Source organism: Paenibacillus sp. LjRoot153, from assembly GCF_964253085.1.
GTDB lineage: Bacteria > Bacillota > Bacilli > Paenibacillales > NBRC-103111 > Paenibacillus_E.
On record NZ_CAXUQH020000001.1, the window covers coordinates 1,950,075 to 1,975,303 of the forward strand.

Below are 25,229 nucleotides of genomic sequence, written 5' to 3' on the forward strand. Positions count from 1 at the left end.
TGTAATTGATACAAACTAGAAACAATTGTTCGTGAGAAAAAGCTCTTTTTCTGCTATGCTGAGAAAGAGCTTTTTCTTATGCACTGATTTTTTCTGAAAGGAGATTGGAGTCATGACTGATTTTGAGCAAGAGGACGCAGACGTCCGCGAACAGAGCCTGGAAACGATTAGGCACAAGCTATCATTACTCCCGGACAAGCCGGGTTGTTATATCATGAAGAATCATCAAGGCACCATTATTTATGTAGGTAAGGCTAAAGTATTAAAAAATCGTGTGCGCTCCTATTTCACGGGTAGTCACAGCGCCAAAACGCAGAAGCTAGTCAGCGAAATCCGCGACTTTGAATATATTATTACCTCCTCAAACATGGAGGCTCTCATCCTTGAGTGTAATCTGATTAAGCAGCATCATCCTCGGTATAACGTGCTTCTCAAGGATGATAAGACATTTCCTTATATCAAAATTACACATGAGGAGCAGCCGCGCCTAGAAGTCACGCGGCGGGTGTACAAGGATAAGGGGAAATATTTCGGCCCTTATCCGAATGCCTTCGCGGCGCAGCAGACGAAGAAACTGCTGGATCGGTTGTATCCGCTGCGCAAGTGCAAGACCATGCCCGATAAAGTATGCCTATACTATCATATGGGGCAGTGTCTTGCGCCTTGCGCACTAGAGGTATCCGTCGAGACGAACGAGCGGATGGTGCAAGAGATCAGTCGTTTCCTGAACGGGGGACACGACGTCATTAAAGAAGAGCTGACGACCAAGATGTTGGCGGCAGCGGAAGAACTGAACTTCGAGCGCGCGAAGGAGCTGCGCGATCATATCATGAGCATCGATGCGCTCATGGAGAAGCAGAAAATCACGACAGCCGACGCGCTGGACCGCGATGTATTCGGCTATGCCGTAGACAAGGGCTGGATGGCTGTGCACATCCAATACATGCGCCAAGGCAAGCTGATCGAACGTCATGTCTCGCTCTTCCCGTACTACGGCGATGAGTACAATGATTTCATGACGTATGTCACACAGGTGTACAGCGATAATCCGGCCTTGCCGAAAGAGATCTTCTTGCCTACGATGCCGGAGCCAGAAGCTCAGCAAGAGGCTCTGGGAGATGGGGTAAGGCGCACTGAGGGTGACGAGAAAGAGATTCGCGAAGCCTTGGAAGGTTGGCTCAAGGTGAAGGTGCATATGCCGCAGCGCGGGCTGAAGAAGCAAATGGTCGATATGGCGAGAGACAACGCGGTGAATGCTTTGGACGAGAAGTTCCGACTTGTTGAACGCGACGAGCGTCGTACAACGAAGGCTGTCGAAAACCTAGGTGAGTGGCTTGGCATTGGCACGATTCGCCGAATAGAGGCGTTCGATAACTCGAACATCCAAGGGACGAATCCCGTATCGGCCATGGTTGTATTCGTAGATGGGAAGCCGGATCGCAAGGAATACCGTAAATATAAAGTGAAGACGGTCGTCGGTCCGGATGATTATGAAACGATGCGGGAAGTCATCAGACGACGCTATGAGCGTGTTCTGAAGGACAATCTAACGATGCCAGACTTGATTGTTGTTGATGGTGGGAAAGGGCAAATTTCCGCTGCGATTGACGTTCTTGAGAATGAATTGGGCTTATATATTCCGATTTGCGGGCTTGTGAAAGATGCCAAGCACAAAACAGCCCAGCTGATGATCGGGGATCCTGCCGAAATTGTTCCGCTGCCGCGGGACAGTCAGGAGTTTTATTTGCTGCAGCGGATTCAAGATGAAGTCCATCGCTTCGCCATCACGTTTCATCGGGAAACGCGGGCCAAGTCGATGGTCGTCTCACAGCTCGATGCCATTCCGGGCATCGGTGAGAAGCGCCGTAAAGCGCTGCTGAAGCATTTTGGCTCCGTGCGCAAAATAAAAGAGGCCGAAGTCACGGACTTCAAGCCTCTGGGTATTGGTGAGAAATTAGCGGGTGAAATTATCAAAGCACTTCAAGGCGAGGCGGCGGCTCCCCAGGAATAGGGGGCTTTCGCCTTTTTCCATGCAGCCAAGCTATGCCGAGTCCAACTAGTCCTGGGAGTGCAAGATACAGAATACCAGTGAGTACATCGCTGATGTGGCCTAAGGAGAAGAGGGACAATCCCATCAGAATGCTATCCATACAGGCATGGGCGAATATCGCCGTGATAAACCCATACTTCAGGAACACATATCCGAGTATGATACCGATAATTGTGACCTCGATCAGACGCGTGTAGACGGGATAAATCGGATATTGCGTATGACTAGCTGCCCAGATCACGCTCGGGAGTAAGATGGCAATGAAATTGTTGCGGAACAGTTTTTTGAAAAGGATGATGCCTAAGAATCGGAATGTAGCCTCCTCCGAAATAGCCGCAACCCACGCCATTAGCGGGAATAATCGAGGCTCGAGCATGTTGAGTACCGAATCGGCAGGGTCATTGACCGACCACACATCGAATTTCACTTCGCCTGTGTAAAATAATACTTGCTGGATACCAAGGATGAAGATTGCAAGCATATAGCCTTGCCCCATGCCAACGTACACGTCTTGACCAAACTTGTCTTCTTTCCAGGAAGACCATTTATTTTGACCAATGGAGTTCCACAGACCAACCCCAGCGACTAATGAAAGATAGAGCGATATCCCAAGTAAGACTGTGACGACACTCATAAATACAATTGTAAACCATACAGCCTCATTGCTGTTCGTATCCCCGCTCATAACTCGGAAAGCGGGATACATATTCACATTGTTCATGATATAAATCACGAAGAAGATCGTAGTTAATAGCAAGCCTCTGCTGAATTTAATTAGTTTCCTATATATAATGGCAAAAACAATCGCAGCAAGCGTCATTAACAGGGTGAAGCCCATGGAAATCCAGGTCATACGTGAAGCGGAATCATCTTGTTGGTTGAGCCATTCCAAGTGAGAATCAGGTAGTCCAAAGTTAACATTGAAACCAGTAAGATTCGTTTGATCGAAATTCACTCGAACGTTCAGCTTCGCTTCACCGATGGGTTGAGTACGTTTTTCGTAATGAAGCGTCATTTGCTCTTCGGGAAAATCATTCTGTGCATTGTCGACTTGGCTGAAGTCCTCTGGATCAAAGCCCATCTGACGAAGCTCTACCTTCGCTAGTGTGTCTGCTTTGGTTTTACTCATCGGCGACGATGACTTCGATTTCGTCAAAGCAAGGTTTTCATGCCAGCCGATGATGCTTGAATTCGTGTAATTCACATCGACTTCAAACTGACGTTTGGAAGTGGCATCCTTGACGCTAACTTGATAATAATCAATGGGGAACCGTTCTCCATACTGCTTCGTATAAGCTTCTAGTAAATGTTCTTTTTGAAAGTAGCCGCTTCGTTCTTTTTTAGATTGATAGACAACGTAGGTTTGTGGATTATGCAGCTCATAACGCTGACGAATGAAGGCTGCCGCACTTTCGGCTGCTTGCTGCTTGGTGATCGAGGGCATGTCTGCTACAGCAGGTTCCTCATCACGCAGTCCATATAACATCGAAACCCCGAGGTAAAGGAGCAATCCGATACAAGCCAAGAGGATCAGGAAACGATTAAATTTCAGCCTTTGCATAGTCAATTCCCTTCTGAATTCACGATTCTCAATCATTTCTTTACGTTATCATAGTTTAAAAAGAAAGCCAATTTACTGGTAAACATTCAGAAACAATTATATAATACCTTTGAATTGCTACTTGGCGGAATTTCTACAAATGAACGGGGAACTCTATCGGTATAGCCAAATGGTATTTAGATTATTTTCTTACATATGCAGGAGGCAAGATGAATAAAAAACTGAATATTTGGCAGCTAACACCCCCACAGATATTGGTTTTAGGTTTCGCTGTTATCATTTTCATAGGAGCGGGGCTATTGATGCTGCCCTTTGCTTCGGCGACAGGTCAGTCTATGTCCTTTATTGATGCTCTGTTTACCTCCGTATCGGCCACTTGTGTGACAGGGCTTGTTGTCGTAGATACGGGCAGCGCGTTTACTACTTTTGGGCAAATTGTGATCGTTTCTTTGATTCAAGTCGGCGGGCTTGGTTTTATGACAATGGCTACGTTAGTTGCTTTCGTTTTTCGTAAAAAAATCACCTTGAAAGAGCGACTTGTCCTGCAAGAGGCTTTGAATCAAGGCAGTATGGAGGGTATTGTTCGATTAATTCGTAAAGTTATCATTTATTCTTTAACGATCGAAGCTGTTGCTGCAGTCATTTTTACCATTCGGTTTTCATTTGATTTTGGCTTTACCAGAGGTCTATATTACGGCATCTGGCATGCTGTATCCATGTTTAATAATGCGGGGTTTGATCTGTTCGGTACCGTTGATGCTCCTTTCGTATCGCTTACTGGATATGTGGGTGATTTTGTTGTGAATTTCGTAGCAATCATGCTGATCATACTTGGGGGAATAGGTTTCATTGTCATTGCTGATATGATTGATTTTAAGAAAACGAAGAAGCTCTCCCTGCATTCTAAAGTTGTGCTAAGTATGAGCGGGTTGCTCCTCGTCGTTGGTGCGCTTGGTATTTTTATATTCGAATTTACAAATATCAGAACCTTAGGTTCTTTAGATTTTGGCTCGAAGATTTTGTCTTCCTTCTTTCAATCCACAGCAGCACGGACGGCAGGTCCGAATACTATCGATATTGGCGCGCTTCGTCAAGCCTCCCAATTTCTCATTGTAATTCTCATGTTTATCGGTGCTTCTCCAGGATCTACGGGCGGGGGCATCAAGACGACTACGTTTACGATTCTAATCAGTGCGATTATCACTATGATTCGTGGAAAAGAAGACATCGTCATTTACCGCTATCGTTTAGCGAAGGACCGTATTCTCAAAGCAATTACGTTATCGATGATGGCTTTATTTTTAGTGATTATCGTCACGATGGTTTTATCAACAACTGAGGATTCGTCTTTTATCAAGATTTTGTTCGAAGTCACATCTGCCTTTGGAACAGTTGGGTTAACGATGGGATTAACCCCCGAGTTAACAACATTGGGTAAGGTGCTAATCTGCTTAACGATGTTTGCCGGACGATTAGGAACCATTACACTTGCCTATGCTTTACAGCCTAAGCAAGAGAAAGAATTATTTAGATACCCTGAGGGGAAAATTACGATTGGATAGGTGTAAAACAAGATGAAGAAGAAGCAATACGTTGTGGTAGGGTTAGGCAGATTCGGGTCAAGTCTTTCTAGAGAACTAATGAAACTTGGTCATGAAGTTTTGGGGATTGATTTGGACGAGGAAGTCGTGAACGACATGAGTGATCAACTAACACATTCTGTTGTCGCGGACGCAACGGATGAAGATGTACTGAAATCTTTAGGTATTCGGAATTTTGATTGTGCGGTCATCGCTATTGGTGATGATATTCAATCCAGTATTTTGACGGCGATCGTAATGAAAGATTTGGGTGTAAGTCAAGTCGTTGCCAAAGCATTATCCGAGCTTCATGGAAAGGTTCTAACGAAATTAGGTGTTGATCGCGTTGTTTATCCGGAACGGGACATGGGAATTCGCGTGGCGCATCAATTGGTCACCCCTAATTTGTTGGATTATATTGAAATTTCCAAAGACTACACGATTGTAGAGCTTTCAGTGCCAAAGCGGTTGTGTGGGTTTACGATTCAACAGTTGGATCCGCGAGCTAAGTATGGCTGCAGTGTTGTGGCAATTAATAAGCACACAGGGGTTATTATTGCGCCACAAGCAGGTGATGTTGTGAATGAAAATGACATCATGGTTATCATCGGAACCAACAACCAAATCAATGAATTTGAAAGTCAAGTGATCGGCTGACCCAAACACATACCATGTCCTGCAGCAAGGGAATTTCTTTATGAAGGTGGACAACGCATGTACAAGGTACTCATGATCGAAGATGATGCGATGATCGGTGATATGGTCACGATGTATTTGAAGGAAGAGGGTTTCCATGTCATCCGAGAGGAGAATGGGACAAGTGGGATTGCAGCAATACCACAATTTCAACCCGATCTGATTCTGTTGGATTGGGTGCTCCCAGACATGGATGGGCTAGCGATTTGTCGCCAAGTTCGTGAGAACTCAAGTGTGCCCATCATGATTATTTCGATGAAAAATAAAATTATTGAACGCGTCAACGCTTTAGGAGCAGGCGCGGATGACTTCATGTGTAAGCCATTTAGTATGCATGAATTGATTGCAAGAGCTCATGCGCTTATTCGCCGCGCGCAAAGATTTCCATCCATAAATCAGCTTCCTGCGTTACAGTCGAGACAACAAGAACAGGAAGAAGTAAAACCGGCTAAATCAACAATTCGTGCGGCTGTAATGGATAAGCAAGACAAGATAACACTGAATGCGAACACGCGTTCCATGCGTGTATATGGTGAGATCGTTGAGACAACGTATTCGGAATTCGAGATTATGAAATGCTTTATTAACAACCCGGGTCGCGTGTACAGTCGTGAAGATTTATTGCAAACCGTGCGCGGATTTGATTCTTTTGTTACCGACAGGGCTATCGATGTACATATCGCAAATCTCCGTAAGAAGATTGAAGACAACCCCAAAGAGCCGAAATGGATTCGGACCGTTTGGGGCGTAGGCTATAAATTTGTGCCAATGTAAGGAAGTTAGAGTCTAGCGGCGTATGGCAAAATAGTTGATCGCTTGGGTGACGAATTTCATGGATTCAGCATTATCTGCCGAGTGATCGGAGTAGATGAGTGAGGTTGTTCGTTTCGTTTGTTCCAATTCTTGGAGTTCTCTCAAAATTAGTTCATTATTCTGAATTAAATCTTCGCGTAAATAGGATTTAGGCAATAAGGTTGCCGTCTTGCAGGTAGAGACGAGCCGTATGATCGCTTCGAAGGAATCGATCTCCATTTGAACATTGGGGAATATCGTGAAACGATTGAATAGCTCGTCCATCAAAATGCGATACCACGTACCTTTGGAAAAAAGGATCATCGGCAATTCATTCAAATCCTTCATCGTAATCTCCGTTCGATCGATCAAGGGATGTCCGGATGGGAGCACCAGGCTGAGATGGTCGTCAAACAAAGGCTCACAGTGAAGACTTGTCGCGTTAATTTGGGAGGCAACGATGCCGATATCCACTTTATTGTCTTTTACCAACGAGACAATCTCATGTGTTTTACCGGTAAGGAGCTTGATATCTGTCAGTGGATAGTCCTGCAAATAATCCGTTATGAGATCAGGCAGCGTAGATTGGAGTGTTGTCAGAGAGGCTCCAATGGTAAGAGATGACGGGCTGCCCGCGGCTTTATAACTATGAAGAGCTTGCTTGAACTTTCGCTCAAGATGACGCTTCTCTAAGGCGTGATCATAACAAATTTGCCCCGCTTTAGTTAACTCCAACCTTTTCCCCTTCCGGATAAAAAGCTCCACCCCAAGCTCATCTTCAAGCTTCATAATTTTTCGTGATAGAGCAGGTTGTGAAATGTTTAATAATTGTGACGCTTTATTGAGGCTGACTTGTTCGACGACGATGGCGAAGACATCTAACAGTTCCAAACGTTTCCCTCACTTCTATATGTGAAATAGTTATAAGTAGATATAAAAAAACGGCACTTCCATTATAAGCGTGAAAGAGGTACGATGTACATGTCACAAATTAGCTATATTTCGTGAACCTTTGTGTATAATCATTGACTGAATTGGCAAAATAGGCGTGGATGATTATGGGTTGACGCTCGTTTGCGGCGAGAGTACAATGATATGTGGCTTGTTTTTGTCAAAACTTGTCGGATGTTAGTTGTGATTGAATTTTGTTGAGGGGGGAATTGGTTACATTATGAGTAATTCGTATTACTTTCGAAAGATCCACTCGTTACTAGGTGTTATTCCAGTGGGCTTCTTCCTTATTGAGCATTTGCTCACTAACTATGAAGCAACCAAAGGGCCTGAAGAATTTTTGGCTCAAATTAACTGGTTGAACGGTTTGCCTCTAGTATTGCTCATGGAAATCGTGGGAATCTGGCTTCCGCTTCTTTATCATGCCGTTTATGGACTTTATGTAGCGTATCAATCACGTAATAACGTATCAAGCTACGGGTATTTCCGTAATACGATGTTTATGTTGCAACGTGTGACAGGGGTACTTACTTTCTTGTTCATTGCATGGCATCTATTCGAGACGCGTGTTCAGGTTGCCTTAGGCAATGTGGCACATGAAGAGCTCGGCAGAACGATGCATGATATTGCAACGAATCCAGTTATTTTCACGTTATATCTTGTGGGGATTGTTTCTGCAACATTCCATTTCACGAACGGCCTATGGTCATTCCTAGTGAGCTGGGGTATTACAATTGGACCGCGTGCGCAACGCTTTTCGACAATCATTACAATGGGCTTGTTCGTTCTAATGACGGTGATGTTTATCATGTCATTAACTGCGTTTACAGATACACAATTTTCGGTTCCAGTAGAAGCGCATACGGGGCATTAAGGGAGGGTGAACAGAAGTGGCTAATTCAAAAATCATCGTCGTCGGCGGAGGCCTTGCGGGACTCATGGCGACAATTAAAGCAGCAGAGGCCGGAGTACATGTACAATTGTTCTCCTTAGTTCCTGTGAAACGTTCCCACTCCGTATGTGCGCAAGGCGGCATTAACGGTGCGGTGAATACAAAGGGTGAAGGTGACTCCACGTGGGAGCACTTTGACGATACAGTATACGGGGGGGATTTCTTAGCAAATCAACCTCCTGTTAAAGCATTATGCGACGCGGCTCCAGGAATCATTCACTTGATGGACCGTATGGGTGTTATGTTTAACCGTACACCTGAAGGTTTGCTTGATTTCCGTCGTTTCGGTGGTACGAAATATCACCGTACTGCATTTGCTGGTGCAACAACGGGTCAACAATTGCTATATGCGCTCGACGAGCAAGTTCGTCGTTGGGAAACAGCGGGTCTCGTAACGAAATTCGAACACTGGGAATTCCTTGGTTCGGTTATTGATGACGAAGGCGTATGCCGTGGTATCGCAGCACAAGATTTGCGCAGCATGGAAATTCAAACGTTCCCAGCTGATGCGGTTATCTTGGCGACAGGCGGTCCTGGGATCATTTTCGGAAAAACAACGAATTCCGTTATTAACACGGGTACGGCAGCAAGTGCGGTTTACCAACAAGGTGTGAAATACGCGAATGGTGAAATGATTCAAATTCACCCAACGGCGATTCCGGGAGACGACAAGCTGCGCTTGATGTCCGAATCTGCACGTGGTGAGGGCGGACGTATTTGGACATACAAAGACGGTAAGCCTTGGTACTTCCTTGAAGAGAAATATCCAGCCTACGGTAACCTTGTGCCTCGTGATATTGCAACACGTGAGATCTTCTCCGTGTGTATTGATCAGAAGCTTGGTATTAATGGCGAGAACATGGTTTACTTGGATCTTTCTCATAAAGATCCGAAAGAGCTTGATATTAAGCTCGGCGGTATTATGGAAATTTACGAGAAGTTTATGGGTGATGACCCGCGTAAAATTCCAATGAAAATTTTCCCAGCGGTTCATTATTCCATGGGCGGCATGTGGGTTGACTATAACATGATGACGAACATTCCAGGTCTATTCGCAGCAGGTGAGTGTGAGTATCAGCATCACGGTGCAAACCGTTTGGGCGCGAACTCCCTCGTTTCGGCGATCTATGACGGCATGGTTTCTGGTCCTAAAGCGGTTGAGTATATTCGCGGCTTATCCAAGCATGCGGATGATACGTCCTCCATCATTTATGATCGTGAGAAGAAACGCCATCAAGATCGTTATGAGAGCTTGCTCAAAATGAACAATGGTACGGAAAATGCGTACGTCCTTCATAAAGAGCTAGGCGACATGATGAATGCGAACATGACGGTTGTTCGTTACAACGATCGTTTGACTGAAACGATTGGCAAGATCAAAGATTTGAAAGAGCGTTACAACAACATCAACATCACCGATACGGCACGTTGGAACAACCAAGGGGTTGCGTTCACGCGTCAACTTTGGAACATGTTCGAGCTTGCTGAAGCGATGACAGTTGGTGCCCTGATGCGTGATGAGAGTCGTGGTGCACATTACAAGCCAGAATTCCCTGAGCGTGATGATGACAATTTCATGAAAACGACAATCGCTGATTGGACGCCAGATGGTCCTAAGATTTCGTATGATGAAATTGATGTATCGCTGATTAAACCTCGTAAACGTGACTACTCCACGGAGAAGAAAAAGGAGGGATCCTGATCATGGCGGAGACACTAAGCGCAACGAAAACCGTGAAGTTTATCGTGACTCGTCAAGAGAGTCCGGATTCTAAACCGTATACAGAGGAGTTTGAAATTCCTTACCGCGCGAACATGAACGTGATCAGCGGTTTGATGGAAGTTCAGCGTAATCCTAAGAATGCGAATGGCGACAAAACAACACCAGTATGTTGGGAATCCAACTGTCTGGAGGAAGTATGTGGCGCTTGTTCCATGGTCATCAACGGAAAGCCGCGTCAAGCTTGTTCCGCGCTTGTAGATAAGCTAGAGCAGCCGATTCGTGTAGCGCCAATGAGCACATTCCCTGTTATGCGTGACCTTGTTATCGACCGTGGACGCATGTTCAACGCGTTGAAAAAGGTTAAAGCATGGGTTCCAATCGATGGAACATACGATCTTGGTCCTGGACCGCGTATGGCCGAGTCGAAGCGTCAATGGGCTTATGAATTGTCCAAATGTATGACATGCGGCGTGTGTTTGGAAGCTTGTCCGAACGTAAACGACAAGAACTCGTTTATCGGGCCTTCCGCACTTTCCCAAGTTCGTCTATTCAATGCTCACCCAACAGGTGAGATGAACAAAGACGAGCGTTTGGATACGCTGATGACAGATGGCGGTATCGAAGGCTGCGGTAACTCGCAGAACTGCGTACGCTCCTGTCCGAAGGGTATTCCGCTTACGACGTCGATCGCAGCATTGAATGCGGACACGACGAAGCACTTGTTCAAGAAATGGTTAGGCGTGTAAGCAACGCTGAAATGAAGTCCGTCCTCCCTTGTAAGGGGAGGGTCGGGCTTTTTTGTTTTGGCGGTGAGAAGCAAGGCGGCGCGGATATCCCCTCCGAGACTCACATCTTGGAACAACAAAAAGACCTGAGTCAGACTCTCAGGTCATCTGGATCATGTGTAGAGGGTTAGTGAGCTGCGGGGCAGTCGGGTGATACTGGTGCATCATGCTTATTTATAGGGGACAGCAGGTGAGGGTACTGGGAAGAAGGGTTCGGCGAATTGGTTTCGGCAAATTCGGGTGAAGCTGCTTCAGTTGATCTAATGGCTGAGGCGGGTTGGATGTGCTTTTTATCTAACATGTGAATGTGGAAATGAATCGAATGCATCGCGACACCTCCATTTATACGCTCTATATGTTATATAATATTACGCATCAACTCATTTTGACAACCTATTAATTATTTATGTTATATATATTGACATCATCACCCAATCTAAGTATGATATAGACAAAAGTAAGACACGAAGGAACAACCGCATAGCAAACATGTTTTCTAGGGTTCCGCGATAGAATGAAGGCTATCGGTCAGGTCCAAGAGAAGACACACGATGAACTTCATCGTGCACACGGAGGGATAAAAGCCCGGGAGGATATCAGGATATGATATCATTCCGGGCTTTTTCCTAATCATTTTAACCAGAGAGGGAGTTCGGGGAATGAGACAAAAGACAATATTTCTGATGTTGGCGGTATTATTAACTTTTACAGTAATCAGCGGGTGTGGAAGCAAAGAGGCGAGCACGCAAGCAGGAGGGGGCAATGAGCCGATCAAATTGGCGCTCAGTCCTTGGCCGGGCTGGTTCGTGTGGTACCTTGTGAAGGAGAAAGGCTTTTTCGAGAAAAATGGCGTAAACGTGGATCTGGTCTGGTTCCCAGTATACAGTGACTCCTTATCCGCATTAGCTTCAGGTAAAGTGGATGCAAACAGTCAGACGTTAAGTGATACACTAGCTCCGGTAAGCAAAGGCATTAAGCTCAAAGCCGTGCTGGTCAATGATAATTCCAATGGCGGCGACGGTGTTGTCGTGAAGCCAAGTATCAATTCTTTGAAAGATTTGAAAGGTAAGAAAGTCGCAACTGAGCTTGGAACCGTCGATCATCTTCTGATGCTGACAGAGCTTGAGAAAGCAGGATTAGCAGAGAAAGATGTCTCCTATACGAATATGACAGTCAACGATGCAGGGCCGGCGTTCATAGCGGGTAACCTGGATGCTGCGGTACTCTGGGAGCCATTCCTAAGCAAAGCCATTCAAGAGGGAAAAGGGAAGCTGCTCTTCTCATCCAAGGATACCCCGGGATTGATTCCTGATTTGCTCGTGTTTAAAGAGGAAATTACGAAGAATCGTCCAGACGATGTGAAAAAAATCATTAACGCGTGGTTTGACGCATTGGACTACTGGAAAGCGAACCCAGAGGAATCTTTGAAAATTATGGCTAAAGCGGCAGAGACGCCGATCGATGAATACAAAGCTGGCGTGGACAGCGTGAAGATTTTCCAACTGGAGGATAACGTAAAAGCCTTCGCCAAAGCAGATTCCTTCGAATCGCTAGCATTTACTTCGGGAAAGACAGCTGAATTCTTAAAAAGCTTAGATATGCTGAGCACAATACCGAAATCGGAAACCTTTTTGGATGGCCATTTTGTGGAGGAAGTCATGAAGGATCGTAAGAATTAAAGGCTGAACAGGAGGGCTGCAGATGGAAACGCTGGTGAAAAAGAGACGCAAGTCCACATTGTTTGCCATACGAGGTGAAATTAGCCGTAAATCATATTTGTCTGGTGTCGTGCTTATCATAGCGGTTGTGTTGATGTTCTGGAGCATGATGAGCTATGGCAATTTGGTAAATCGTACATTCCTTCCAACACCGGATCAGGTGCTCCGGCAGTTTGGGATTCAATTACAGAACCCCGTGTTCTGGCAAAATGTTTGGATAAGTATTTTCCGGGTAGGCGGTGGATTCTTACTCGCTTGTTTAATTGGGATACCGCTTGGGATTTTGGCGGGTACGTATCGATTTGCTGAAGCAATTCTAGTACCACCTACTGAATTTATTCGATATATGCCTGCGACGGCGTTCATTCCCTTGATCATGGTGTGGGCGGGGATCGGCGAGTGGGCGAAGGTCCTCGTAATCTTCCTAGGGTGTTTCTTCCAATTAATGCTGATGGTTGCAGACAACACACGGTCGGTGTCCAATGATTTACTGCAGACCTCGTATACGCTCGGTGCGAAACGCTGGCAAGTGATCGAGAAGGTGCTCATTCCAGCACTGCTGCCTGATTTGATGAACACGCTGCGTTTAATCATTGGATGGGCATGGACTTATCTGGTTGTTGCAGAGTTGGTTGCGGCTAGCAGTGGTCTCGGATTTTCGATCATGAAGGCGCAAAGGTTCTTGAACACGGATCAGATTTTTGTAGGCATTATTGCGATTGGTTTGCTGGGCTTACTGACGGATCGCACCTTTGCTTATTGTCATAAGCGGTGTTTCCCATGGTTGGAAGGAGGGCGTTAAGATGGAAGCATTGAACTTGGATTACAATAACGTGCCTTCTGAGGGGACAATTGCAGGTGCTGGTGTACGAAAAATTGAAGCTGTCGATGTTACGAAAGTATACAGTACGAAGAAGTCGCAATTCGTAGCTTTGGATCGTGTGTCCTTTCACGTTGATGCGCATGAGTTTGTCAGCTTTGTCGGGCCTTCTGGCTGCGGGAAGTCTTCCTTATTGCGAATTATTGCTGGATTAGAGCCCTTTACGATGGGGGATCTGAGTATCAATGGACATGAGATTGAAGGTCCTGGTGCTGACAGAGGCATGGTCTTCCAGAGCTATACGTTGTTCCCATGGCTATCCGTGAGAGAGAATATTGAATTCGGTTTGACGTTGAAGGGTGTTCCTTTGTTCGAAAAGAGAGCGATATCCGATCACTTCATGGAATTAGTCGGGTTGCATAAGTTCGCGAAATCATTGCCGAAGGAGCTTTCGGGCGGGATGAAGCAGCGGGTCGCGATCGCGCGGGCTTTGGCGAATAATCCGGATGTGCTGCTCATGGATGAACCGTTCGGCGCGCTTGATCCGCAAACGAAAAATGCCATGCAAGAGCTGCTGCTGCGGATATGGGAAAAGGAGAAAACGACGGTTGTTTTCATCACCCATGACATTGAGGAAGCGATCTTCCTTTCAGAACGGGTGTATGTCATGCAGGCGCATCCAGGCACGATCCGCAGTGAGATTGTTATACCTCGCGGGCTGCGGTACGTGGAGGATGCGAAGGATTCCGAAGCTTTTGTGAAGCTGAAGAAGCAGATCATTTCGTTGATTGGACATCACGACGAGTAAGGGCATTAGGGCACCATTAGCAGATTGATCTGCGTGTGGTGCCTTTTGTGTTGGGTGTGATCATAGCGGCAGAGATTTGACGAGCAAACCCCTTCTAGCTACAATAAGTTTAAGCGTTTCAAGAATGAGGGCATAGGATGAAAAAAAATAAACAAGCTACCATCGTCGATGTTGCCTCTGAGGCTGGCGTGTCCATTGCGACGGTGTCGAATGTTATTAACCGTAGGAAGGTTCCGATGTCACCGGAAACCATCCGCAAAGTAGAAGAAGCGGTTGTAAGACTAGGTTATCGCCGAAATGTCATGGCAACGAATTTAAGTCGGCGGCGCTCGAATGAGTTAGGACTAATACTCCCGCATTTTGGCGGGTATTATGGGAGATTTGCTGAGAAGCTGGAACAGAGGTTTCACAGTTACGGTTATCATTTATCTGTATTCTCGGCGGCAGGAATGGATCCTGAGGTTGAGACGAGGCATATAGAGCATTTACTGCAACGACGAGTGGATGGATTAGTTTCACATGGCTTGGCGATTAGCACACATTCCACGCAGCAATTAGTGGGTGAAGGAACGCCGCTTGTCATATTTAACGGCTGGGGCTGGCCGAATGAGATTACGAAGCTGGCGGTGAATTTGAATTTTGCCAAGGCATCAAGCCAAGCAGTGCAGTATTTTCTTTCGCATGGCTGCCGAGCTGTTTTCTATGTGGGAAGACGTAAGGGAATGGGCGCGAATGAGCAGCGAATCGAGGGTTTTCTTGCGGGGCTTGGTGACAGCGCGGAGATGATCGTGCATGCGCTTTTGGATGCCGGAGAGCTGGGTGTGGCTGGCACTTTGGATGAGGCGCTGCGTGTGAGCGGTGGGCTGCGACCTATCGGCATTTACACGTTCAATGATGCGTTAGCGTTGGAGCTGATCGCTGAATGCCACACACGTGGCATCCGAGTTCCCGATGAGGTACAGCTCATTGGTATGGATAATGAGCATTTTGCGAAGGCTAGCATTCCTTCCATTACGAGCTTCGAGATGCCAGTCGAGCTGCAAACGCGGTTAGTTGCGGCTTTCCTGATGAGGCAGATGGGGGAAGAGGTAGATGAAGGAAGTGCGAAGCTGCTGGATTCATATTTGGCTCAGATGAAGGGGCACGAGCTGCTCATTGATATGGAGATGGTTGTGCGTAAATCTACGCAAAACGAATAAAACCGTTAGTCACTTTGGGAAAAGTGATTAACGGTTTGTTTGTTGTACACAGCCGGAGGTTAGGCGCTTGTGTGGTTTTGTTGTTTCAGCTGCTTTTGCTGCCGCAGAAAATCTTTCCCGTACTCTCCGTGCGGATTAATGCCCGCGTGTTCGATTTGAATCGTGGCATGCTCGATGCCGTACTTGCTCTTCAACGTTTCATTAATAGCGAGGATGACACAAAAGGGCTGAATGCTGGGGCTAATAAACACGTGCGCAGTCAGGGAATAATGGTCTGTCGATACAGCCCAGAGATGCATTTCGTGGACATCCTCAACGCCTTCAACCTTCGCGATCACGGAGCGGATTTCGTCTAGATTAAACTTTTCAGGGACGGATTCCATCAGGATCATGAAGGATTCTCGGATGATTTTGCTGCCACCTGTAAAAATAATGCCCCCAATCACCACCGAAATCAACGGATCGAACCAGAGAAGACCTGAGTAATAAATAACAATGGCTGAAATAATGACACCTACCGAGCTAAGCAAATCTCCAAAAAAATGCCAGAGTGCGCTTTGCACATTCAGATTGTCTTCCTCCTTGACGCTATTATGGAGAACTAACGTGAGGATGAGGTTGACGACGAACCCGATCGAAGCAATGCCAAGCATGAGTCCCAGTTGTATCGGTTGGGGGTGGAGGACACGTTGGATGGCTTCTATGCAAATACCCAAAGCGATGATGCAAAGCGCTAATCCGTTGAGAAAAGAAGCGACAATTTCAAAACGCAGGAATCCGAATGTGAAGCGAGCATTGGGCTGTCGTGTAGCTAACTGTAGGGCGACCATGCTCAGACCCAGCGCTAAGACATCTGAAATCATATGGGCAGAATCGGATAAAAGAGCAAGGGAATTCGAAAGCACTCCACCGACAATTTCAACAATAGTAAAAAATGCAGTTAACATAAGGGTAACCCACAGGGTTTTTCTTGACTTACTTTGTTCTTTCACATGGTGGAGATGATGATAGTCATACTGGACGCTCATAGGGTTCCTCCTTATTTAGAATTATTCTAATTAATATATACTTAGTATATGCCAGATGGGTGAAAGGTGCAACTGGAATTAGCGAAGGAATTTAAATAAAGGTTGGGCGAAGGGGGCGAGGACAAGAGCGGAGATGCTGTTGCAGAAACTGTAGGGGATAAGTCGCAGAGAATAAAGTAGATAATGCCGAAGAAAATAAAGGAGATAAGCCGGTGGAAATAAAGCGTTTTCTAATTTGTAACAGAAATGAAATATTTCTGTTATGGTTCCATAATGTTCACTTGGTAATATAATAAACAAGACCCCCTTTTTAATATAAACTTTTAGAACCCGGCCCCGTTGGCTGGGTTCCTTTTTTTTGTGTAGTCTCCGAATTCACCAATATCACGGAGCAAATTCGTGTAAGAGGATTCTTTTCAATTCGGCAGCAGGATAATTAAGATAATTGAAAATAGGGAAAATCCAGCTGTTAACGATGCGTTGAATTTCTACTAGTTACAAGAAAAAGTGCTTGTGTGAATTCACACAAGCACTTTTTCTATAGTGAGTGGACGAAGCGCATGGCTTTCGTCCACATGCACGAAGGCGTCGTACCGCCGGGCCATCACCGAGGGAACATAGTTCCCTCGTTCATAGTTGGGGCGGTACACGACACCGATGGCACGGTGCCCCAGTACCTCGTGCCCGAGCAGCGGATCCTCCTTGCAAAGCAGGAGGATCTGATCATGCGCGCCAGCGCGATGCATGAGCTCCTCCCAGCTGCCCGGCTGGGCAGCGGGCACTTGCATCGTCGCCATCGGCGCGCCCCAAGATTTCGCGGCAATGACGGTGCCGCGGTACGTGCCGAAGCCGATGGCGTACACATCGGCTTCACCGTGCGCTTCGCGCACAAGCTGGCCGACGTTGACCATGCCGTCGGCCAGCATATCTGTTGCACGCGCATCGCCGATGTGCGTGTTGTGTTCCCAGACGATGACCTTGGCGTCTGGTCCGTGGTAGTCGGCGAGGCGGCGCAGCGCCTCGACCATGTGACGGTCGCGGACGTTCCACGACTCCGCGTCGTGCTTGACCATGGTGCTGTAATAATCCTCCGCGTTGACAGCGACGAGCGCGTTTAATTCAGCACTGAGGGCAGCTTCGCTGTCTTCGTCGTAGCGCAGGCGCTTTGCATGAAGCTCCTTCAGCAGCTTCACAACATCGTCCTCACAGCTTTCACCGTAGAAAGCTGCGGAAACGCCGTAGTTTTGACCCTCTTTTTCATAGGAGTCAAAGCACTCAAAGGCTTTTCTTGCCAAGGCTAACTGCTCAGGCGTGCCTTTTTCCTGCAAATAGCGTTCGATTTCTTCCAAGGACTCCCACAAACTATAGACATCGAGCCCGTAAAAACCGACTCGCTGCTCCATCGGTTTATCTTCATTATGTTTTTTGAGCCAATCCATCAACTCCCCAACCTCTTCATTCGCCCACATCCACGTTGGCCATCGATTGAAACCTTCCATAACAGCTTGAGCGTTTGGCTTCGCATCCTTGTATTGCTTCACATAACGGTTAACCTCATAGCAGGAAGGCCAGTCGCCTTCAACTGCAATGAATGAAAAGCCCTTCGATTCAATCAATTTACGGCTTAACTCCATGCGCAGCTTATAAAATTCAGAAGTTCCATGCGTGGCCTCACCAAGTAAAACATACTTCTTATCGCCAATCGCTTCGATTAACCCATCCAAATCATCAGAGTTGTTCAAAGGCAAAGCCTGCTTCTTGATTTGTTCCACAATGCGTTCAGTAATGTTCACTAGTGTTTACTCCTATTCCTATTGATTATCATACGTAGTATGCACCAAAAAAGGTTGATAAAGACGAAAAGACTGATTCTCCATAGATCAATAATCTACGAAGAATCAGTCTTTTATTAATTCACTGCTTGCAGAGCTCTTCATGGTCACGGGGGTAGACAAATCCTTCTTCACGCCAACGGCTAATCTTTTCCCGAATCAAATTGAACTTCCTGATCCAAAATGATTTCTTTAGGCGGAGACTCCATCGGACTAGCATACGGAATTAATGCAAAACGTAAGCCCTCTAAGTTATCAGGTAAACGCGGTGTGACGAGGAAGGTGATTTGGGTTTGCCCACCGCCGCCTTTGGAACCATTTCGGAGGATGCGGTAGCTTTCGTTGCCAATAACATCAAGCTGGAGTTGTGGTCGGAAGTTGCCAAAATGCCCATCGAGTTGAATGAGCTTGATTTCAACGTAGACAATACTACTGTGTTGGTGCTGCATCGCATGTGTCAATGTATACGCAAAATCACCGACGACAGTTTTCTTCATGATGGGCATGACATGCTCCAAATCACCTGGTTCATTCGGCATGACAGGGTAATTCTCATTCAGACTGTTAAGTAGCCAGTTGATTTGAGGAATTTCAATACCGAATTGCGTTGACCATTCTTGGAGTACTTCCTTTTGCGGGTAAAATCGTCTGCCTTTTGCAATGGATTTCCGCTCCGTAAGCAGTTGCAGAAGCGATTCATCAATCTTCTTCATTTCGTCATTGTATTCATTGGGTACCAAATGCAATTCGGACCAAGCCATCGGCATGTACCTCCATTTTCCAATTGTATCCATTTAGTATAACGGTAAATTAGCGGCTGGGAAAGTTCTGTGAGAACCTCATCTACTTTCCTGGACGATTCCCCATGTTTTTGGGACGGAAGCCCAAGCAACGCGCGTGCGAATGATGCTACTCTTTAGGTAATCTTTTTATAAAAAGGAGCTGCCCAAACAATGAATTCGACGTCTGCCAATCACGCATATAAGGTATGGCAAGAAATGATAAAAGATCATTCTGGCGAATGGGGGATGGACATTCATCACTGGGACTGGGTACCTGGTGTTGGTGTGATTGCCATGCTGGAGTATTACGAAGCAACTCGTAATCCTGAAGTCTTGGCCTATTTGCTTGAGTGGGTGAAGCATAATAGTGAAAAAGCGAAAGGCACGAAGGTGATCAATTCGATCGCGCCTTATGCAATATTCCCATCTTTATATCGTATTACGGATGACGCGTGGTTCCGACATGAAGCAGTTCGTGTAGCAGAATGGCTGATTAACGAAACACCACGAACCCGAGAAGATGATGCTTTCGAGCATACGGTGACGGAAAATGTGGCATTCGCTGAACAGGTGTGGGCGGATACGATTTTCATGGCAGTGCTGTTCCTGGCGCGCACAGCGTCGATGGTGAGCAGTACAATTTATGCAGAGGAAGCATTGAGGCAAGTGCTAATTCATCTTCGTTTGTTGCAGGATGTGGAGACGAATGTTCTTTTCCACGGCTGGAATTGCGGCTCGGGTGATCATATGTCAGCGGCACGTTGGACCAGAGCGAATGCCTGGATCGCAGCAGGCATTCCGCTGATCGTGAAGGAGATTGATCAGCTTGTAGCCATCCCGGATGAGCTTAAGGAACGATACGGACGCCTAATGTCAGGGCTGCTTGCGTACCAGCAGGAAGACGGACTTTGGAGCACGGTTATGGATCAACCGCATTTTTATCGAGAAGTGTCGGGAAGCGCGGGAATTGCTTATGGCCTTTTGAAAGGTATGGAGCTGGGATTAATCCCTCGTCTAGAAGAAACTGCTGCTTCAGTGGAGCTAGTGTTCACTTCGATTGTGCCCTATATTACGGAGGAAGGCATCGTGAAGGGGGTATCCGGCGGGACGCCTGTGATGCCAACGATTCAGGCCTACCAAGATGATATTCCAACGTATCCAACGTTATACGGGCAAGGTCTAGTGTTGATGCTATTAACTGAGGCATTGCGAGAGGAGAAATAAGTTATGAATAATGAGGCGCTTTTGGAGGCTATTCGAGTAAATGAATTAAAGTTTGATAAAAACGTGAAGCTAATTCGGACTCCGCTAACACAGACGTATCATACGGCTCTTAAACCAGACACGCATCCTTTGGTGTACGAACTGTATCCATCAACGTGTTATGCCTATGATCTTTTACGATATGGCGGGCAGGCAAATATTCAACGAGCAGCTGAAATCCTTGAAGTTGTAATTGAGCGGCAGGATAAGGATTCATCACGAGCCACGTACGGCATTTGGCCCTACTACCATGAAGAATCGCTAGATGAAATGGATCGTCCAGACTGGAATATGGCGGATTTTCAAGGAAAGAAATTGGTTCTTATCTTGAAAAAATATGCAGAATTTCTTCCTGAGGCATTAGTTGAACAGATCCGTGAGGCGATTTACCACGCATGCCAAGCGATCATCCTTCGAAATGTGGGACCACATTATACGAACATTGCGATTATGGGGGCATTTGTTACGCTGGTTGGCGGCGAGCTGCTTTGGGATAACGAGATTCGCAGCTACGGGGAGCAGCGCCTGAAGCGATTTCATACATTTACCTCAGGGATCGGCACTTTTACCGAGTATAACAGTCCTTGTTATTCGCCAATTGCGATTGAAGAATTGGATAGCATCTATCAAGAATCGGCTACAAGTATGGCCGTAACTCTTGCTGAGCAATTGTTAGACATTGCTTGGGAGATGATTGCGAAGCATTTCCACCCAGCGACTGGGGAATGGGGAGGTCCATACAGTCGTTGCTATTACACATTATTGACGGAGCGAGAAAAGCATTTCCTGTGAAATGCGCTCAATAAAGAATCGTTGGGCATACAATGTCCAGAGAAGTATCATGCTTATTTTAGCTCCAATGAGGAACGGTATTTCATTGAGCCAACGATGATGGCATCGGAAGCGGGCTTTCAGAACTATGCGACGACGTATCAAAATGAGAAACTTTCGCTCGGAAGCTACACGATCGGCAGCATGTGGAATCAACGCCGCAATTTACTGGGCTTCGTGGATGTTGGTGGGAAGAAAGTGTTCGTACAGCTGCAATTTCTGAAAGATGGGAAGGACTTCTGCTCGGCTATTTATACGGGTGTACAGTCACGCAAACAGGTGCTGTTCGGCTTTAATTTGGCGATAGATAATGGCGCGTGGCATCAGGAGCTAGATGTGATCAACGGCAAGTTCCAAGCGAAGGATTTGCGTATTCGTTTGCTGCTCGGCGGGGAAATAGATGAGCTCGAACTGTCTACTGCTGTAGAAGGGAAACGATTGACGACGATGCTCGGAGATACTCAGCTTCGGATTGAAGCTGTTCTGGAGGAGTCGGACTACGGAGCACTTGAGGTTGCAGCGGAGCTCAGTGAAGATAAGCTTCGTTTGGATTATGTCATCTATGCGGGCGAGGAGAAGGCTTTTGATTTCCATGCGATTCAAAAAGCCGTATGGATCTTCGCATTATCCCTTGGTGAATCGGAGCAGCTGCCGGCGGTTGATATTCAGCTTGGGGCAAATTCTGTGACAGCTACAATTGGTGCTCAGGACGAGCAGATGTCGATTACGGTGCCGATGGCACCAGGGAAGACGTGGGACTTCTACCGAAATAATCGCGTAGAGTTACCCCGGTATTTGCTTGAAAGCGTGCAGTAAGCAAAGGTGTCACTAAAGAGGTGCAGGGATCATTTCCTGCACCTCTTTTTTTCATCGCAATTTTAACTGGAAAATATGCTGCTAATTTCGCCGAAATCGCCATCAAATTCAATTTAGATGGATTTTATGTAGTTAATCTAGCCGAATCAGGCGATTTGGAAGCATTTGTCCCAAATTAAATGTAGGAAATCCAGTTAGTTCCCAATTTCAGCTTAATCGGGCAAATTTAGCTACATAAAATCCAGTTAATTGATGGGAGGAGCGTTCGTTATTAGGTTAGTGGAACGTTCAGTTAATTCAGTTAATTGATCGAATACGTGTTCAGTTATTTGGCAGGAGGAGTGTTTAGGTAGTTAGGTTTAATGTGTCGTTTAAAAGCCTCAACCCGATACTGCTTCGGCGTCAAGCCGGTTTCCTTCTTGAACACGTGGAAGAAATGCGACATGTCGCCAAACCCGACGGCAGCTGAAACCTCCGAGACGGCTAAATCGGACTCTATAAGCAAACGTTTCGCCTTATTCAGCCGATACTCAATTAGGAACTGTTTAATCGTCGTACCTGTGGTCTCTTTAAACAAGGTAAAGAGCTGCGATCGCGAAACAGGGAATCGTGTCACAAGATCCTCAATCAACAGAGGTTCTTGATGATGGCCAATTAAATAGGAAAGCACATCGCGGGCGAGGTGCTGGTCACCTGTATGTTTCGTAGTATTCTCACCCTGCAAGCCAAATACGATAAGGAAAAAGTCTGCGATGCTTCGCAGTACAGCCAGCTCATAGCCCAGCTCATGCCCAACTAGTGCCTGTGTCAGCTCAGCGAACAGGGTCTGGACACGATCTAGCTGCTGGGCGCTCAGAAAAAAATGGTTGGAATCCGGATGACGCTCGGCAAGCAGTCGAGGAATGGAGAGATCCGATAATTTGCAAATGGTGTGCAATTGATCTAAATAAGACTCATCTATGGAAAAGACATAACGATAAAATTCTTTGCTATGTCCATGAAACGGTCGATGAATGACATTCGGATGTATGATCGTTAGGCTGCCTGCGTGAAGCGGATACAAGCGATCACCTACGAGATAAGTGCCGGTACCCTGCAAGACCAGATAGATTTCGTATCCGTTATGTGAATGCAGTAACTGCTGCTCGAGCGGAATCGTCCGAAATTCACAGTGAACGGGATAGGCAGCCAGAAAATGATTCGTATAATCATCGATAGCGAAGCTAACCTGTTCATCTTCCATCGTTATTTAAACCAGCCCTTCTTCTGGAACCAAGCGAACATGCCTATGCCAATGCCTAACATGATGGCGAGTATGGCGAAATATCCCCAATGCCATTCTAGTTCAGGCATGTAAGTAAAATTCATCCCATACAGCCCAGCGATAAACGTCAATGGCATAAAAATCGTCGTAATGACCGTCAATGTTTTCATAATGGTATTCATCCGATTGGAATTGAGCGAGATATAGCTATCCCGAATATCCGCTGTAATCTCACGGTTCGAGTCCACCATTTCAGAGAGCTTGAGTAGATGATCGTGAATATCCGTGAAAAAAACGAGATGCTCACGCACCTGTTCAATGCGATCAGTACTGATGATTCTATACAGCAGGTCACGCATCGGGACGATGGTACGACGTAATTTCAACAGTTGAGAACGAATTTCAAAAACTTGGTTCATCAACGCATCAATGGCTTCGGCATTCATTTTATTCTCCATATCGTCGAGCAGGTCTTCAATTTGATAGACACTAGGGAAATATTGATCGACGAGATTATCTAGAATTAAATAGGCGGCATGGATTTGCCCCTGATTTCGCAGACTTTCTTGCTGGGATACCCGGGTCCAAGCATCTTCTATCTCTCTGGATTCATGCAAATGGAAAGTAACAATATAGTTGCTCCCAAGGTACATATCGACTTCTTCTGCATCCAACGTCTTCGCATTGATGGCGTGCATGACGAAGAAATGAACATTGTGATAATGATCGATTTTCGGTCGTTGCATGAAATGAAAGCAGTCCTCGATGGTGAGGGGATGAAAGTGAAAATGATCCTTCAACTTTGAGGCTTCTTTTTCATCTGGATTATAGAAATCAACCCAGTACCACCGAATCGTCGGGGCTGATAATTCCTCAAGAGGGAGATCGTGGATCACAGCATAATCGGTTGTGACGGCAAGTGTTCGTATCATAAGGGACTCCTAGCAAATCATTTTTTTCATAGGCATTTTATTCATTTTACCATACAATGGAGAAAGATCAGAATGGAAAGAGGGATAGGGATGAAGCTCTCCGTTTGTATGGATGCGCTCTATAAAGGGCGTGATTTTAGGGAAAGTGTGAATGAACTGAAGGAGATCGGTTACGATACAATTGAGTTCTGGTCCTGGTGGCAAAAGGATATTGACGTCGTCGCGGATGCCGTGGCCGTAGCAGGGGTTACGATTGCGACATTTTGCACGAAGTTCGCGAGCTTGGTAGATCCAACTCAGCGTAGTATCTATATCGAGGGACTCATCGAATCCATTGCAGTCGCGAAGCGTCTGAATTGCACAAAGCTGATTTCTCAAGTTGGACAAGAGCTTGAGGGCGTGTCACGAGAAGATCAGACACAATCGCTGATTGAGGGGCTGCGGGCGTGTGTGCCTCTTTTGGAAAAAGAAGGCGTAACACTGCTGATTGAACCGCTGAATACGCGAGTAAATCATCAAGGATATTTCCTGGCTTCATCAGAAGAAGCTTTCCATATCATCAAACAAGTAGGAAGCCCTTATGTGAAGGTCTTGTTTGATATCTACCATCAACAAATCACCGAAGGAAATGTGATCGCTAACATTCGAGAGAATATCGCATTGATCGGCCATTTCCATGCGGCTGGCAACCCTGGCAGACATGAGCTCGACAATGGTGAGCTGAATTATGAACAGATTTTCAATGCCATAGATGAGACCGGGTTTGAGGGGTATATGGGGCTGGAATATTTCCCGTTGGAGGAGCCGCAGGTTGGGCTTCGAAAACTGTTGAAGTAAGAGGGAACG

At 46.2% G+C, this 25,229-nt stretch carries 22 protein-coding genes and 1 riboswitch; of the genes, 15 read left to right on the forward strand and 7 right to left on the reverse strand.

Annotation, left to right across the window (positions count from 1 at the left end; translation table 11 throughout):
* The first annotated feature begins 112 nt into the window (after window positions 1-112).
* Complete coding sequence (uvrC, locus tag ACSQ8P_RS08590) at window positions 113-2,011, forward strand: excinuclease ABC subunit UvrC (protein ID WP_436234793.1); 1,899 nt, start codon at window positions 113-115, stop codon at window positions 2,009-2,011.
* Here uvrC and ACSQ8P_RS08595 read toward each other — a convergent pair.
* A complete protein-coding gene (locus ACSQ8P_RS08595; protein WP_436234794.1) occupies window positions 1,971-3,611 on the reverse strand; it encodes a CPBP family intramembrane glutamic endopeptidase in 1,641 nt (546 codons plus the stop codon). The two genes, uvrC and ACSQ8P_RS08595, sit on opposite strands and share 41 nt — an antisense overlap.
* A gap of 209 nt (window positions 3,612-3,820) precedes the next feature.
* On the opposite strand from ACSQ8P_RS08595, the gene ACSQ8P_RS08600 reads away from it, so the two are divergent.
* The 3 genes from ACSQ8P_RS08600 to ACSQ8P_RS08610 are packed head-to-tail and all read left to right on the forward strand — an operon-like array spanning window position 3,821 to window position 6,661.
* On the forward strand, window positions 3,821-5,173 hold the full coding sequence (locus ACSQ8P_RS08600) for a TrkH family potassium uptake protein (protein ID WP_436234795.1): 1,353 nt from the start codon (window positions 3,821-3,823) through the stop codon (window positions 5,171-5,173).
* Window positions 5,174-5,185: 12 nt separating this feature from the next.
* Entirely contained in the window at window positions 5,186-5,848 is a 663-nt protein-coding gene (locus tag ACSQ8P_RS08605) for a potassium channel family protein (RefSeq protein ID WP_436234796.1), read from the forward strand.
* A gap of 57 nt (window positions 5,849-5,905) precedes the next feature.
* Complete coding sequence (locus ACSQ8P_RS08610; RefSeq protein ID WP_436234797.1) at window positions 5,906-6,661, forward strand: response regulator transcription factor; 756 nt, start codon at window positions 5,906-5,908, stop codon at window positions 6,659-6,661.
* Between the two features lie 12 nt (window positions 6,662-6,673).
* Here ACSQ8P_RS08610 and ACSQ8P_RS08615 read toward each other — a convergent pair whose 3' ends face one another.
* A complete protein-coding gene (locus ACSQ8P_RS08615) occupies window positions 6,674-7,570 on the reverse strand; it encodes a LysR family transcriptional regulator (protein ID WP_436234798.1) in 897 nt (298 codons plus the stop codon).
* 277 nt (window positions 7,571-7,847) lie between these two features.
* Here ACSQ8P_RS08615 and ACSQ8P_RS08620 point away from each other — a divergent pair, with 277 nt between their 5' ends.
* From ACSQ8P_RS08620 to ACSQ8P_RS08650, 7 genes are all read left to right on the forward strand, one after another.
* Window positions 7,848-8,504 (forward strand): succinate dehydrogenase cytochrome b558 subunit, encoded by a 657-nt coding sequence (locus ACSQ8P_RS08620; protein WP_436239483.1) that lies wholly within the window; start codon window positions 7,848-7,850, stop codon window positions 8,502-8,504.
* A gap of 16 nt (window positions 8,505-8,520) precedes the next feature.
* Window positions 8,521-10,284, forward strand: a complete 1,764-nt coding sequence (sdhA, locus tag ACSQ8P_RS08625) for a succinate dehydrogenase flavoprotein subunit (RefSeq protein WP_436234799.1) — start codon at window positions 8,521-8,523, stop codon at window positions 10,282-10,284.
* 2 nt (window positions 10,285-10,286) lie between these two features.
* A complete protein-coding gene (gene sdhB, locus ACSQ8P_RS08630) occupies window positions 10,287-11,051 on the forward strand; it encodes a succinate dehydrogenase iron-sulfur subunit (protein ID WP_057313085.1) in 765 nt (254 codons plus the stop codon).
* 524 nt (window positions 11,052-11,575) lie between these two features.
* A riboswitch (guanidine-I (ykkC/yxkD leader) is annotated at window positions 11,576-11,684 on the forward strand.
* Between the two features lie 65 nt (window positions 11,685-11,749).
* The gene (locus ACSQ8P_RS08635; protein WP_436234800.1) at window positions 11,750-12,769 is read left to right on the forward strand and encodes an ABC transporter substrate-binding protein; all 1,020 of its coding nucleotides are present in this window, start codon (window positions 11,750-11,752) and stop codon (window positions 12,767-12,769) included.
* 22 nt (window positions 12,770-12,791) lie between these two features.
* On the forward strand, window positions 12,792-13,610 hold the full coding sequence (locus ACSQ8P_RS08640) for an ABC transporter permease (RefSeq protein ID WP_436234801.1): 819 nt from the start codon (window positions 12,792-12,794) through the stop codon (window positions 13,608-13,610).
* Window position 13,611: 1 nt separating this feature from the next.
* The gene (locus ACSQ8P_RS08645; protein WP_436234802.1) at window positions 13,612-14,436 is read left to right on the forward strand and encodes an ABC transporter ATP-binding protein; all 825 of its coding nucleotides are present in this window, start codon (window positions 13,612-13,614) and stop codon (window positions 14,434-14,436) included.
* A 137-nt stretch (window positions 14,437-14,573) separates the two neighbouring features.
* Window positions 14,574-15,635, forward strand: a complete 1,062-nt coding sequence (locus ACSQ8P_RS08650) for a LacI family DNA-binding transcriptional regulator (protein WP_436234803.1) — start codon at window positions 14,574-14,576, stop codon at window positions 15,633-15,635.
* Between the two features lie 59 nt (window positions 15,636-15,694).
* On the opposite strand, the gene ACSQ8P_RS08655 is transcribed toward ACSQ8P_RS08650, so the two are convergent.
* From ACSQ8P_RS08655 to ACSQ8P_RS08665, 3 genes are all read right to left on the reverse strand, one after another.
* The gene (locus ACSQ8P_RS08655; protein ID WP_436234804.1) at window positions 15,695-16,663 is read right to left on the reverse strand and encodes a cation diffusion facilitator family transporter; all 969 of its coding nucleotides are present in this window, start codon (window positions 16,661-16,663) and stop codon (window positions 15,695-15,697) included.
* A gap of 521 nt (window positions 16,664-17,184) precedes the next feature.
* Window positions 17,185-18,450, reverse strand: coding sequence for an erythromycin esterase family protein (locus ACSQ8P_RS08660; protein ID WP_436239484.1), 1,266 nt, complete (start codon window positions 18,448-18,450; stop codon window positions 17,185-17,187).
* Between the two features lie 188 nt (window positions 18,451-18,638).
* Window positions 18,639-19,256 (reverse strand): hypothetical protein, encoded by a 618-nt coding sequence (locus tag ACSQ8P_RS08665; RefSeq protein ID WP_436234805.1) that lies wholly within the window; start codon window positions 19,254-19,256, stop codon window positions 18,639-18,641.
* Window positions 19,257-19,448: 192 nt separating this feature from the next.
* On the opposite strand from ACSQ8P_RS08665, the gene ACSQ8P_RS08670 reads away from it, so the two are divergent.
* The 3 genes from ACSQ8P_RS08670 to ACSQ8P_RS08680 are packed head-to-tail and all read left to right on the forward strand — an operon-like array spanning window position 19,449 to window position 22,187.
* Window positions 19,449-20,501: a glycoside hydrolase family 88/105 protein gene (locus ACSQ8P_RS08670; protein WP_436234806.1), complete on the forward strand. Its 1,053-nt coding sequence runs from the start codon at window positions 19,449-19,451 to the stop codon at window positions 20,499-20,501.
* A 3-nt stretch (window positions 20,502-20,504) separates the two neighbouring features.
* Window positions 20,505-21,332 (forward strand): hypothetical protein, encoded by an 828-nt coding sequence (locus ACSQ8P_RS08675; RefSeq protein WP_436234807.1) that lies wholly within the window; start codon window positions 20,505-20,507, stop codon window positions 21,330-21,332.
* A gap of 21 nt (window positions 21,333-21,353) precedes the next feature.
* Window positions 21,354-22,187 (forward strand): hypothetical protein, encoded by an 834-nt coding sequence (locus ACSQ8P_RS08680; RefSeq protein ID WP_436234808.1) that lies wholly within the window; start codon window positions 21,354-21,356, stop codon window positions 22,185-22,187.
* A gap of 325 nt (window positions 22,188-22,512) precedes the next feature.
* Here ACSQ8P_RS08680 and ACSQ8P_RS08685 read toward each other — a convergent pair whose 3' ends face one another.
* Together ACSQ8P_RS08685 and corA are read right to left on the reverse strand one after the other, a co-directional pair.
* Window positions 22,513-23,430 carry a helix-turn-helix domain-containing protein gene (locus ACSQ8P_RS08685; RefSeq protein WP_436234809.1) on the reverse strand — a complete coding sequence of 306 codons (918 nt, stop codon included), beginning with the start codon at window positions 23,428-23,430 and terminating at the stop codon, window positions 22,513-22,515.
* A 2-nt stretch (window positions 23,431-23,432) separates the two neighbouring features.
* A complete protein-coding gene (gene corA / locus ACSQ8P_RS08690; protein WP_436234810.1) occupies window positions 23,433-24,383 on the reverse strand; it encodes a magnesium/cobalt transporter CorA in 951 nt (316 codons plus the stop codon).
* 72 nt (window positions 24,384-24,455) lie between these two features.
* Here corA and ACSQ8P_RS08695 point away from each other — a divergent pair, with 72 nt between their 5' ends.
* Entirely contained in the window at window positions 24,456-25,220 is a 765-nt protein-coding gene (locus ACSQ8P_RS08695) for a hydroxypyruvate isomerase family protein (protein ID WP_436234811.1), read from the forward strand.
* Window positions 25,221-25,229 lie beyond the last annotated feature (9 nt).